At 68.7% G+C, this 12,085-nt stretch carries 13 protein-coding genes; 8 read left to right on the top strand and 5 right to left on the bottom strand.

Features of this window, described 5'->3' with window-relative positions:
• The first annotated feature begins 40 nt into the window (after window positions 1–40).
• From RQI43_RS17825 to RQI43_RS17855, 7 genes are all read left to right on the top strand, one after another.
• Window positions 41–1,612: an AAA family ATPase gene (locus RQI43_RS17825; protein ID WP_311276022.1), complete on the top strand. Its 1,572-nt coding sequence runs from the start codon at window positions 41–43 to the stop codon at window positions 1,610–1,612.
• Between the two features lie 10 nt (window positions 1,613–1,622).
• On the top strand, window positions 1,623–1,796 hold the full coding sequence (locus tag RQI43_RS17830; protein ID WP_311276023.1) for a hypothetical protein: 174 nt from the start codon (window positions 1,623–1,625) through the stop codon (window positions 1,794–1,796).
• Window positions 1,786–2,025: a hypothetical protein gene (locus RQI43_RS17835; RefSeq protein WP_311276024.1), complete on the top strand. Its 240-nt coding sequence runs from the start codon at window positions 1,786–1,788 to the stop codon at window positions 2,023–2,025. Before RQI43_RS17830 ends, RQI43_RS17835 begins: the two co-directional genes overlap by 11 nt.
• A complete protein-coding gene (locus RQI43_RS17840; protein WP_311276025.1) occupies window positions 2,012–2,359 on the top strand; it encodes a hypothetical protein in 348 nt (115 codons plus the stop codon). Before RQI43_RS17835 ends, RQI43_RS17840 begins: the two co-directional genes overlap by 14 nt.
• Before the next feature lie 32 nt (window positions 2,360–2,391).
• On the top strand, window positions 2,392–3,000 hold the full coding sequence (locus RQI43_RS17845; protein ID WP_311276026.1) for a hypothetical protein: 609 nt from the start codon (window positions 2,392–2,394) through the stop codon (window positions 2,998–3,000).
• 94 nt (window positions 3,001–3,094) lie between these two features.
• Window positions 3,095–3,475: a hypothetical protein gene (locus RQI43_RS17850; RefSeq protein WP_311276027.1), complete on the top strand. Its 381-nt coding sequence runs from the start codon at window positions 3,095–3,097 to the stop codon at window positions 3,473–3,475.
• A 184-nt stretch (window positions 3,476–3,659) separates the two neighbouring features.
• Window positions 3,660–4,208, top strand: coding sequence for a hypothetical protein (locus RQI43_RS17855; RefSeq protein ID WP_311276028.1), 549 nt, complete (start codon window positions 3,660–3,662; stop codon window positions 4,206–4,208).
• Window positions 4,209–4,373: 165 nt separating this feature from the next.
• Here the strand turns inward: RQI43_RS17855 and RQI43_RS17860 are convergent, their stop codons facing one another.
• The 5 genes from RQI43_RS17860 to RQI43_RS17880 all read right to left on the bottom strand — a co-directional run bounded on the left by RQI43_RS17860 (window position 4,374) and on the right by RQI43_RS17880 (window position 9,871).
• The gene (locus RQI43_RS17860; RefSeq protein ID WP_311276029.1) at window positions 4,374–5,303 is read right to left on the bottom strand and encodes a histone deacetylase family protein; all 930 of its coding nucleotides are present in this window, start codon (window positions 5,301–5,303) and stop codon (window positions 4,374–4,376) included.
• A gap of 78 nt (window positions 5,304–5,381) precedes the next feature.
• Window positions 5,382–6,905 (bottom strand): aldehyde dehydrogenase, encoded by a 1,524-nt coding sequence (adh, locus tag RQI43_RS17865; protein WP_311276030.1) that lies wholly within the window; start codon window positions 6,903–6,905, stop codon window positions 5,382–5,384.
• A gap of 376 nt (window positions 6,906–7,281) precedes the next feature.
• Window positions 7,282–7,398, bottom strand: a complete 117-nt coding sequence (locus RQI43_RS17870; RefSeq protein ID WP_311276031.1) for a DUF2474 family protein — start codon at window positions 7,396–7,398, stop codon at window positions 7,282–7,284.
• 11 nt (window positions 7,399–7,409) lie between these two features.
• Window positions 7,410–8,423 carry a cytochrome d ubiquinol oxidase subunit II gene (gene cydB, locus RQI43_RS17875; RefSeq protein WP_311276032.1) on the bottom strand — a complete coding sequence of 338 codons (1,014 nt, stop codon included), beginning with the start codon at window positions 8,421–8,423 and terminating at the stop codon, window positions 7,410–7,412.
• Window positions 8,424–8,428: 5 nt separating this feature from the next.
• A complete protein-coding gene (locus tag RQI43_RS17880; protein ID WP_311276033.1) occupies window positions 8,429–9,871 on the bottom strand; it encodes a cytochrome ubiquinol oxidase subunit I in 1,443 nt (480 codons plus the stop codon).
• Between the two features lie 265 nt (window positions 9,872–10,136).
• On the opposite strand from RQI43_RS17880, the gene RQI43_RS17885 reads away from it, so the two are divergent.
• On the top strand, window positions 10,137–12,083 hold the full coding sequence (locus tag RQI43_RS17885) for a heavy metal translocating P-type ATPase (RefSeq protein WP_311276034.1): 1,947 nt from the start codon (window positions 10,137–10,139) through the stop codon (window positions 12,081–12,083).
• Window positions 12,084–12,085 lie beyond the last annotated feature (2 nt).

Below are 12,085 nucleotides of genomic sequence, written 5' to 3' on the forward strand. Positions count from 1 at the left end.
ACGCGGGCGGATGGCCGAACGCGTCTTGGAGATCCGTCCGATGCCCAGAACCCCCCTCCGCGGGGCGGTCGCGCCCTCGACGCGCGCGCTCTACGCCAACGCCCCCCTTCTGAACGACAGCATCGCAGACGACCTGTTGGTCTGGTCGCGCGGCCTCGTCCACGGCACCCCGTTCCTGCCGGCGATGAGGGAATATTTCACCGACGAGGACTGCATCCAATGGGTGCGCGGCCTCAACGTGTCGGCCTACTGGGCCCACACCGGCAAGATCGCCGGGGCGGCCGGCGAGCAGGTCCTCTGCACGCAGATCGAGGCCGCCTATCTCGACGCGGCTCGCCTTGCGGGCGATCCTCAGAATGCAATCGACTGCTGGTGGGACGAGGCGGCTCATCGCACGCTCGCGTATCTCATCGAATTCGGGCGGGACGAGTACCTGGAGCCGGCCCGGGAGGTGGCCCAGACGTATGCCCGGGACGCCAATTCCGGCGCGCCGGAGCACCTCCTGGCTTACGGCCTGACCCTGCTGGACCCGGCCTACCTCCGCGTACGTCGTCGGGGCGAGCCGGCCTACGCCCGCCAGCGCGCCGTGGATCTCGCCAGGGTCGCCCTCGGCCTGCGGGAGACCCATGCCGAGGCGATGCACAACGACCGGCCCGGCGGCCTCGCCCGGCTGCCCGTCGCGGCGCCGTCGGCCGCCGAGCTGATCGAGACGGCTCGGGCGGATGCGGTGCCTCCCGGGCACGTCGTCGTCATCCCCCGCATCGGCGGGAGCACGACGGGGCAGACCGCCAAGGACGTCACGTCCCAATTCAGGGACGTGACGGGCGTCCCGCTGCCCCTCTACCGATTCCCGACGGACCGGCAGGCCCTGATCGAGGAGCACGCCGCGCAGGCCCCGCATGCACGCCGGTTCTTCGAGGGCCTCGTCGCCCTGCAGGGCCCGGAGGAGCCCCTATCGATCCGCCCGTTCGTTGTCATCGGGGCTCCCGGCGGCGGCAAGACGACGGCGGTCGACGGATTCTTCCGCAGCCTCGGCGTCCACGTGGCGCGCTACGCCTGCGACGGGTCCTCGGACAACGCGGCGGCAGGCACGCCCCGGAGATGGACTTCAACAGAGGTTAATTTTCCGCTGCGGACCATCGTCGAGGCCCGGCACGCCAACCCCGTTTGCCTGTGGGACGAGGTTTCCCGCGCGGGTGGCCACCGTCAGGGGTCGGGGGGTACCCTGCGGGACTCGCTGACCAGTTTCATGGAGCCGGAGAACGCGCGCCGGTACCGGGATCCGTGCATCGAGGCTGACGTGGACATCAGCCACGTGATCCATGCCTGCACGGCGAACTCCACGGACGGGATCGCGAATCAGGTTCTCGACCGGCTGCGCGTGCTCCACTTCCCGCTCCCCGGCCCGCAGCACATGCCCGTGCTAGCCCGGCGGATGGCCCTGGAGATCGCGAGGGCCCAGGGCCTCCCCGACGACCATGGGGAGCTCGACCGAAGCGACCTGCTGGCGTTGGGCGAGAATTGGCCCGGAGGGAGCCTGCGCGGCCTGCGGCGGCTGGTCGAGGTGGCGGTCCGCGTCAAGCTGACCGCTCCTTACGAAACCCGGCAGTGAGGGGGGGATCATGCGTACGACAGCACAGCACGAGCAACTCCGCTCCCTCGCCGCCGAGGTCATGCGCCTCGGCATCCGCCAGGACCTCGCCCCGGCGGATCTCAGGGAGCTCGCCAGGGTCCTCCAGGTCCTCCTCGCGCAGGTTCCCGAGGCGCATGTCGAGGAGATCTCCGATGCGGCCTGAGACTTCCCTCCCGGCGATCCAGGCTCGCGTCCGCGGGCACTGGGCGTCCCGGCGCGTGTGCGGGCTGATCGCCCTGGCGTGCGGCCTCCGGATCGGCCGGATCATCTCCCTCCACGCCAAGGGCCGCCTCGGCGAGGAGGAGGCCCTCAGGATGGCACAGGAGACCGAGGCCGTCGCGCTTCTGTTCGCCCCCCTCCCGCGGATGGAGCGGTGCGGTGTCTCGTTCTGACGTCCACGTCTACTGGAACCGGACCGCGAGGGTCTGGTCCATCCGCCGGGCCGGCCGCGTGGTCGACCGGCGGGCCTCCCTCATCCTGGGCGCCTGCCGGTTTCACGCCGGCGAATCCGCGCGTCAAAGGGTGGTCCGATCTGGGGATCGAGATGTCCACGCGTGGGTGGCGGGTATCCTCACCGACGCGCCGCGGCCACCCTCGGCGGTGAGGGTCGGCTACCGCCCGTCAGAGCCCGGATTCCGGCGCCGGGACACGGGCGAGATCATCACCGCCGCGGTCGGCGTCGCCTTCGAGGCCGACGGGTCCGCGTGGGCCTGGTGGATTTCGTGAGGCACTCCCAGGATGGGGGGCAGGAGTACGAGATGGCGCGCTACACGAACGAGGAGGCCCTGCGCCGCATCCGCGCCGCCTACGCGGACCGGGAGCGGATCAAGGCCGGGTGGACGCCCGGGCAGGACGAGCTCGCCGACGCCCCCGTCCTCTTCGAATGGTCATGGACCCGCCATCCCGATCACGGCCTCCGGTGCGTGCAGGGAGCCGTCTCGTTCCCCGTAAAGCGGGACACGTCGTTCACGACGACGTCGCCCGTCGTGGCGGTCCTTGTCGACGAGGACGGGAATGGCTGGGCGAGGACTTGGTCCCGCTTCTACGTCCTCGTGCAGGCCGATGACCCGAGTGCCCGCCCGGGGCTCGTCACCACCAGGGACAACCTCGACACCGATACCGTGGCGTTCGAGCTCGGGTACCGCGCGCCGAGGTTTGAGTTGGAGCCTTGGAAGCCCCTCTACCAAGGCGACGCGGACGCCTGGGGCAAGCTCAGGACTTGGTTCGAGGAGTTCTACGAGGACGACGCACAGCAGGCGTTCGACGTCTACCTCGCGCGCCGGGAGGGCTGCTCCCTCGACGAGGCGCGCGTCCTCGGCCGGGCCTTCGCCGAGGGGTGGGCGGGGCAGCAGAAGAGCTACAACTAGACTTTGAATACGTAGGATTACTGCATCCGCCCAGGGTTTCGTTTACGCCTTCACTGTAAGGTCCTTGCGTCCCCTGATCCAAGGACCGCCCACGATGCGTTCGCTCATCCTTGCCGTTGCCGTCCTCTATCCTTGGGCCGCCCTCGCGGACGAGGGCCCGTGGAGCGCGCCCGCTTGGGCGGTCTCGACGTCCCAAACGCACGGGCCCTTCGTCCACGCGACGACGCTCTACGTCTCCCCCGGCCGCGGCCACGACGTCGTCGAAGCCATCTGCAGCGTCACCGACAAGCGGGCCCCCAAGGACGCGGTCATCTTCAAGCGGAAAGGGAAGGCGCTGATGCGCCAGGGCTCTTGGTGCGGCAACGTCGGGGATCTAGGGGAATGGTGCGTCCCCTTGGAGTACGGGGCGAGCATGACCTGGTACGGCAAGACGATCTGCGCGGCGGGGGTCGCCGAGTTCTCGACGGGCGACTGATCGGGGGAGGGCACACCCTGGCATGACGGCGTGCGCACGTGTGCTTCCGTGTGTGCACAGGCCTCGGAGAGATGCGCGTCACGTGTCGCCCAATCCCGGGCCTGTCGAGGAGATCGCGGACGCCGCCGTGCGAAGGGAGCTGGGCCCATCGGACGGGACGGCCTTTCCGTCGGTGGTTAAGGCGTTGGCCTCCCGACCCACGCACGGGGCGTGCCGGTTCGACCGGAAAGGTGCGCAATGGAGGCGGACGCTGACCGAATCCCTCCTAGGTGACATCGTCGACGGTGGCTTCCGCCCGGCCCTCGACCGCCTGCTGCGGCGGCATCCCGGCCTGCGGGTCGGCGAGGCGTTCCATCGGGCGGGAGACGATCTCGACGGGGAGATCGGCATCGTCACGGTCCGGGCGGGCGTCGCCGTGGACCTCATGGTGCGCTTCTCCGTCGGCAAGGGCAGCCTGGACGAAGCATTCGCGGCATCCGTGGCCGGGGGCGAGCGGCGTCCAATCGATGCCGACGGGGCGGATGCCCTCCTGGACGCCACGGTGCCCGCCGATTTCGACACCGGCGCCCATCGCGTCCTGCGGCGCATCGACGGCGTGGACGGGCGGGTGGCGCTCACGATGTCGGTGTCCGGGGAGGAAGCCGTGACCATCCGCGCCGTCCCGGGGGCGACGGTATCCACCTGGTTCGTCGAGGTCCTCGCCCGGACCGCGGAAGAGGAAGGCGTGGAGTAGTGTGGGCCATCGCTGGACAGGACACATCCCTATCGGCCGCGCTGATGGCGAATGGCTTCGTCAGGCGGGTGGAGGATGCCTTCGGCGTCCTGACCCGCGATCCGGGTGACCTGGCGGCCGGCCTCAGGCGAGTGGCGAATAATGGAATACGCTTCGAATGGCGGATTACGCTTCCATCAGCGTCGAGACGTGCGTCGAGACGGATGCTGACAGGCCAATCAAATCGTAGCCGCCCTCAAGCGCGGACACGATACGCCCACCGCACACCCGAGCGGCAACTTCCATCAGCCGCCGCGTGGCCCAGTCGAAATCCCGCTCCGTCAAATTGAGGTTGGCGAGCGGATCGCGCCAATGCGCGTCAAAGCCAGCCGAGATCAGTACAAGGTCAGGCCGGAACGCCTGAATTCGCGGCAACACAATCATATTCAGCGCCTCGCGGAACACCGTACCATCATCGCCCGCTGTGAGCGGTACGTTCACAATCGTGCCGTGTTCACCTCGCTCATCAGCAGCTCCTGTACCGGGATAGAGCGGCATCTCGTGGGTCGAGCAGTAGAGCACGCTCGGATCGTTCCAGAAGATGTCCTGCGTCCCGTTGCCGTGATGGGCATCCCAGTCGAGGATCGCAACTCGCTCGGCGCCGTGCACGGCCTGCGCATGTCGGGCTGCGGTCGCAACGGTGTTGAAGAAGCAGAAGCCCCTGGCCCGAGCCCTCTCTGCATGGTGGCCAGGCGGGCGCATGGCCAAGAAGGCGTTATGGACCTGTCCGGTCATCACCTCGTCCACGGCCTGCACAGCGCCTCCGACGCTGCGCAGCACCGCTTCGAGGGTACCAGCGGACACAGGAGTGTCGATATCCGCCCGCAAAGTTCCGCCGCGACGAAGATCCTCAAGCACACTCTCAACGTAAGGCGCATCATGCGCTCGGAGAATTGGCTCAAGGGGTGCACAAGGCGCCTGCTCGCGGGCCAGTGCGATGAAGCGTTCCTGTTCGAGGCTGCGCTCGATCACGCGGATGCGATCTGCGCGTTCCGGGTGACCGGGCTCGGCCAAATGGTTCAGGGCTGCGGCATGGTGGAGGTACAGGGTAGTCATGAAGGGGCCTTGCCCTGTGTGGCGAAAAAAAACGCTGGCCGGGGCAGGTTCACGCGGACCTCGGTCGTTGGGCCGCGCTTAGAAGAACCCGAGCTTCTTGGCCGAGTAGCTGACCAGCATGTTCTTCGTCTGCTGGTAGTGGTCGAGCATCATCTTGTGGTTCTCGCGGCCGATCCCGGACTGCTTGTAGCCGCCAAAGGCCGCGTGGGCCGGATAGGCGTGGTAGCAGTTCGTCCACACGCGGCCGGCCTGGATGGCGCGGCCGAAGCGGTAGGCACGGGTCCCGTCGCGGGTCCAGACGCCGGCGCCGAGGCCGTAGAGGGTGTCGTTGGCGATCGAGAGCGCGTCGGCATCGTCCTTGAAGGTCGTCACCGAGAGCACGGGCCCGAAGATCTCCTCCTGGAAGATGCGCATTTTGTTGTGGCCCTTGAAGACGGTGGGCTTCATGTAGAAACCCTCCGCGAACTCGCCGTCCTTGACGTTGCGCTCGCCGCCCGTGAGGCACTCGGCGCCTTCCTGGCGGCCGATGTCGACGTAGCTGAGGATCTTCTCCAGCTGCTCGGAGGACGCCTGGGCCCCGATCATGGTGGCGGGGTCGAGGGGCGAGCCCTGCGTGATCGCCTCGACGCGCTTGATCGCCCGCTCCATGAAGCGGTCGTAGATCGATTCGTGCACCAGGGCGCGGCTCGGACAGGTGCAGACCTCGCCCTGGTTCAGGGCGAACATGGTGAAGCCCTCCAGCGCCTTGTCGAAGAAGTCGTCATCCTCGTTGGCGACGTCGGCAAAGAAGATGTTCGGCGACTTGCCGCCGAGTTCCAGCGTCACCGGGATCAGGTTCTGCGAGGCGTACTGCATGATCAGCCGGCCTGTCGTCGTCTCGCCCGTGAAGGCGATCTTGGCCATGCGGGCCGAGGAGGCCAGCGGCTTGCCGCACTCGAGGCCGAAGCCGTTGACGATGTTGAGGGTGCCAGGCGGCAGGATGTCGGCGATGAGCTCGGCCAAGACGAGGATCGAGGCGGGCGTCTGCTCGGCCGGCTTCAGCACGACGCAGTTGCCGGCGGCGAGCGCGGGCGCGAGCTTCCACACCGCCATCAGGATGGGGAAGTTCCACGGGATGATCTGGCCGACGACGCCGAGCGGCTCGTGGAAATGGTAGGCGACGGTGTCGTGGTCGATCTCGGAGATCGAGCCTTCCTGCGCGCGGACGCAGCCGGCGAAGTAGCGGAAGTGGTCGATGGCCAGCGGGATGTCGGCGTGGGTCGTTTCGCGGATCGGCTTGCCGTTGTCCCAGGTCTCGGCCAACGCGATCAGGTCGAGGTTCTCCTCCATCCGGTCGGCGATCTTGTTCAGAATGCGGGCGCGCTCGCCCGGCGCGGTGCGGCCCCAGGCCTCCTTGGCGGCATGCGCGGCGTCGAGGGCCTTGTCGACGTCGGCGGCGTCCGAGCGGGCGACTTCGCAGATCACCCGGCCTGTGATGGGCGAGGTGTTCTCGAAGTAGCGGCCGGCGCTCGGGGCGACCCATTGGCCCCCGATGAAATTGTCGTACCGAGCTGAGAACGGGGACTTTGTTGCACCCACACTGAGGAATTCTGGCTTGTTCATTTGCGTTTCTCCCGTGTTATTATCGTTCTTACGGCAACCAAGATATATTACATGCAAAATATAAGTTTCTACAAGTTCTTACTTGCACGCAGCTAGCCACGACCTGGGTCGCCAGGATAGTGAAGATTGGAGGCTTGGGGAGTGGTCGAGACGCCGGACCGACATTCAGATAAACGAAGGTCTGCCCCGGCGGTCCAATGCACAGTCACCCTGGGCGGCCAGCCGTCCCCGTCCGGTTGGGTCGGACGCTGCAGATGCCATCGTCATACGCGAGGTTGCTCCGGTCGTTGAACCTCCGTGAAGGTCGCACCTGCCGGTGAACCGACATTGCGCTGGATCAAGGCGCAGGGGTTTTCGTCAAGAATGGCCGGGACGATCACACGACCTTGAGCAGCCAGCGCAGCGGCAGGGCGACCGCCGTGAGGAAGGCGATGCCACCAGCCCACAGCGCCACGAACCAGCCGATGCGGCGTACGGTGTCGGGAATGGTCATGCCGCGGCCCCTCAATGATAGCCCGGCGCGCCGGCGGTGACCTTACCCCGGAACAGCCAGTAGACGTAGGCGGTGTAGCCGAGGACCATCGGCAGGAGTACGACCGTGCCGACGAGGAGGAAGCGCTGGCTGCTCGGGTGCGTGGCCGCGTCCCAGATCGTCACGGAGGGCGGCACGATCATCGGGAACAGGCTGATGGCCAGGCCGACGTAGGACAGCAGGAACAGGCCGAGCCCGCACAGGAAGGGCATGACTTCCTCCCGCCTGTCGAGCGCGTCGCGCAGGCGCCAGCCGAGAAGGCCGACCAGGACCGGGACCGGGGCGACGAAGGCCATCGCCGGCCAGGTCAGCCAGCGACCGCGGAAGGCGGGGCTGAGGAACGACATAGCCACGGACACGACGGCGATGGCGAGGAGGGTCGCCATGCCGAAGCCCCGAGCGAGGCGGTAGGCCCGGACCTGCAGCTCGCCCTCCGTCTTCCAGATCAGCCAGCACGTTCCGAGCAGCCCGTAGCCGGCGACCAGGGCGAGCCCGGTGAACAGGGAGAACGGGGTCAGCCAGTCCCACCAGCCGCCGGCATAGGCCCGTCCCTCGACCCTGACGCCCTGCACCAGGGCGCCGAGGCAGATCCCTTGGCAGAAGGCCGCGACATAGCTCCCGGCCGAGAAGGAGCCGTCCCACGCGACCTGGGAGAGCGGGGTAGCGCTCCGGAACCGCATCTCGAACGCGACGCCGCGGAACACCAGGGCGAGCAGCATCAGTGTGAGCGGGATGTAGAGCGCCGGCAGCAACGTGGCGTAGGCCAGCGGGAAGACGGCGAATAGGCCGCCGCCGCCGAGGATGAGCCAGGTCTCGTTGCCGTCCCAGACCGGGGCGACGGTGTTCACCATCACGTCCCGGTCGGCCTTGGCGCGGATGGCCGGGAACAGGATGCCGACGCCGAGGTCAAAGCCGTCCATGACCACGTAGAGGAAGATGGCGGTGGCGATGAGGAGCGCCCAGACGAGGGTGAGGTCGATGGCCATGGGGACTACTCCGCGGGCTGGAGGGCGGGACGGCTGGCGCCGTGGTGCGGCGTGTCGAGCGCCGGGGCCGGGGTGATGCCGGCGGTCCGGATCGGCACGCCGGTCGGCGGTCCCGATTCGTGGACGTGCGGGGTCTGGTTGAAGAGGTGGAGCAGGTACCAGATGCCCGCCCCGAACACGGCGAGGTAGACCACCGCGAAGGCGGCGAGCGAGGCGGCGACGGCGGGGGCGGCGACCGGCGAGACGCTGTCGGCGGTGCGCAGCAGCCCGTAGACCGTGAAGGGCTGGCGGCCCGTCTCGGTGACGGTCCAGCCGGCGGTGACGGCGATGAGGCCGGACGGCCCCATGGCGACCGCGAAGCGCTGGAACCAGGCGGTGTCGTAGAGCCGGGCCTTCCACCTCAGCCACAGCGAGGCCAGGCCGAGGGCGATCATCAGCATGCCGAGCCCGACCATGACCCGGAACGACCAGAACACCAACGGCAGGTTGGTCGGCCAGGTCGCGCGGGGCATGTCCTTGAGCCCCTTCACGGTGCCGTCGAAGTCGTGGGTGAGGTAAAGGCTGGCCAGCCCCGGGATGCCGAAGGCGCCGCGCGTCTCGCCGGCCTCGGCGTCGGGCCATCCGAACATCAGGGCGGGTGCCCGGCTCCGGGTCTCGAAGTGCCCTTCCATCGCCGCGACCTTGGCGGGCTGGTGCTCGTAGGTGTTGGCGCCGTGCACGTCGCCGATGACGAGCTGCGCCGGTGCGACGACGGCGGCCATCCACATGGCCATCGAGAACATCACCCGGGCGCGGGGGTTCTTGGCGTCGCGGAGGAGGTGCCAGGCACCGACCGCGCCCACGATCATGGCGGTGGTCAGGTAGGCGCCGGTCACCGTGTGGGCGAAGCGGTAGGGGAAGGACGGGTTGAACACGATGGCCCACCAGTCGGCGGGGGCGAACCGGCCGTCGGCTCCCATCGTATGCCCGGTGGGAGTCTGCATCCAGGAATTGGCCGAGAGGATCCAGAAGGCGGAGGTCAGGGTGCCGAAGGCGACGAGGCAGGTCGCCAGGAAGTGGAGGCGCGGGCCGACGCGCTCCAGACCGAACAGCATGACGCCCAGGAAGCCTGCCTCCAGGAAGAAGGCGGTGAGCACCTCGTACCCGAGGAGCGGCCCCAGGATCGGCGCCGTGCGGTCGGCGAACACAGACCAGTTTGTGCCGAACTGGTAGGACATCACCAGGCCCGAGACGACGCCCATGGCGAAGGCCACGGCGAAGACCTTGAGCCAGTACCGGTAGGTGTCGAGGTAGACGGCCTTGCCGGTGGCCAGCCAGCGGCCCTCCAGCACGGCGAGGAAGCTTGCCAGGCCGATGGTGAAGGCCGGGAACAGGAAGTGCCACACGATAGTCAGTGCGAACTGGGTGCGAGCCAGGTCGACCGCGCTCGGCAGGGTCAGGGAAGGCATCGGGATCTCCGGGCGTCCAGGCCATGTGCCCGGAGCGATCTGCTCGACGATGCAGGGGCCCCGACGCCGCTTCCTTGCGCTGGATCAACGAAGCCTAGAAACTTCCCCATGGGAGATGCCCGGTCGGCCGGCGATGCAGCGGTCGCCGTCGTGAGGCTTCGACCCTCTTCTGCGGATCCACCGGCGCGCGTTGATCCAGCGCAAGGCTCCCCGGGCGGTACGAGCGCAACCCAAAGGCCCGCAACAGCCGGAAGCGAGCGCGAGAATGACGACGACGGCCATCGACTCAGGTGCGGCGGGACGGCCGGCTATCGTCGACGCGTTCCAGCGACTGCGCGGATGGCTGGCGATCCTGCCTCTGGTCGGCCTCTGCACCGGACTTTCGGCCGAGGCGCTCTCTCGTCCAGACATCGCGGCCTGGGCGTGGACACTTCCGACGCTGACCGTCCTCGCCGTCCTCATGGCTCAGGTCGTGACCAGCCTGGCGCGAGGCGACGTCGGCCTCGACCTGGTTGCCCTGCTTTCGATGAGCGGCGCTCTTGCCCTGTCCCAGCCGCTGGCCGGCGTCGTCATCGCCCTCATGTACGCCGGTGGCCAATCGCTTGAAGCCTACGCGTCCGGACGAGCCAGCCGAGCCATGACGGCTCTGCTCGCCCGCCAGCCACGCACCGCCCTTCGCGAGGAATCCGGGTCCGTGAAGGAAGTACCCATCGCGACGCTGGCGCCGGGCGACCGCATCCTCGTTCGCGTCGGCGACGTCCTGCCGGTCGACGGTCGCGTCGCTGCGGGCCGGGCCATCCTCGATCAGGCGACGCTCACCGGCGAGGCGTTGCCGGTCGCGTTCGAAACGAACGCGACCGTGCTGAGCGGCACGGTCAATGTCGGTGCGCCGTTCACGCTGATGGCCGAGCGCCGAGCCGCCGAGAGCACCTATGCCGGCATCGTCCGGCTCGTCGAGGCCGCCCGATCCCAGAAGGCCCCGATGGCGCGCCTCGCCGACCGCTATGGCCTGGCCTTCCTCGGCCTGACGCTGATTCTGGCCGGGGGGGCCTGGGCGGCCTCAGGCGATCCCGTGCGGGCCCTCGCGGTGCTGGTCGTGGCCACACCCTGTCCGCTCATCCTCGCGGTGCCCGTCGCCCTGATCTCCGGACTATCGCGGGCGGCCGGAATCGGCGTGATCATCAAAGGCGGCGGGGCCCTGGAGATGCTGGCCAGGGTGCGCGTACTGGTGGTCGACAAGACCGGCACGCTGACCCATGGGCGAGCACGGCTGACCGCCGTGCACATCCTCGGCCCTATCGGGGAGCAGGATGTGCTGAGGCTGGCGGCCTCCCTCGACCAGGCCTCCGGCCACCCGACAGCCCGTGCGCTGGTCGATGCGGCCCTCGCACGCGGCCTTACCCTGACGCAACCGACCCAGGTGGTCGAAGTCCCCGGAGAGGGCGTCACGGGCCTCGTCGAGGGGCAGCCTGTCCGAGTCGGCGGACCCCGCCTGATGCGGGCGCACGGCATCCCCTTCCCGGAAACGGACGCCGCCCGGAACGCGGACGCGGTGGCCGCCACGGTTCTGGTGGCCGTGGACGGCAAGCCGGCCGCGATCCTGCGCTTCGCCGACCCGCTGCGAACGGACGGCGGACGAACGCTCGCGGATCTGCGCCGGTGCGGCATCCAGCGCGTGGTGCTCGCGACCGGTGACCGGCGTGGCATCGCGCAGGCGCTGATCGCAGGCCTGCCCATCGATGCCCTGGAGGCGGACCTCGATCCTGCGGCCAAGACGCAGGTCGTGGCCAACGAACGGGTGCATGGACCGGTGATGATGGTGGGGGACGGCGTCAACGACGCGCCAGCCCTCGCAGCCGCCGACCTCGGAGTGGCTCTCGGCGCCAGGGGCGCGGCAGCGGCGGCTGAAGCGGCGGACGTCGTCCTGCTGGTCGACAGCCTCGCGCCCCTTCCGCATGCCATCGACATCGCAAAGCGGTCCCGGGTCATCGCACTCCAGAGCGTGATGGTCGGCCTTGGCCTGTCGCTCGCCGGCATGGTCGCGGCGGCCCTTGGCTACCTGACGCCGCTTCAGGGCGCCCTGTTGCAGGAGGCCATCGACGTCGCCGTCATCCTCAACGCCATGCGGGCACTCGGAGGCCCGGTCCCCGCGACCCCATCGGATGCTCACGTTTCCGCGCAGCCGGGCCACTTATCCCGGATGGTTCCTTGAGA

The organism is Methylobacterium sp. WCS2018Hpa-22 (assembly GCF_031843785.1).
Classification (GTDB): domain Bacteria; phylum Pseudomonadota; class Alphaproteobacteria; order Rhizobiales; family Beijerinckiaceae; genus Methylobacterium.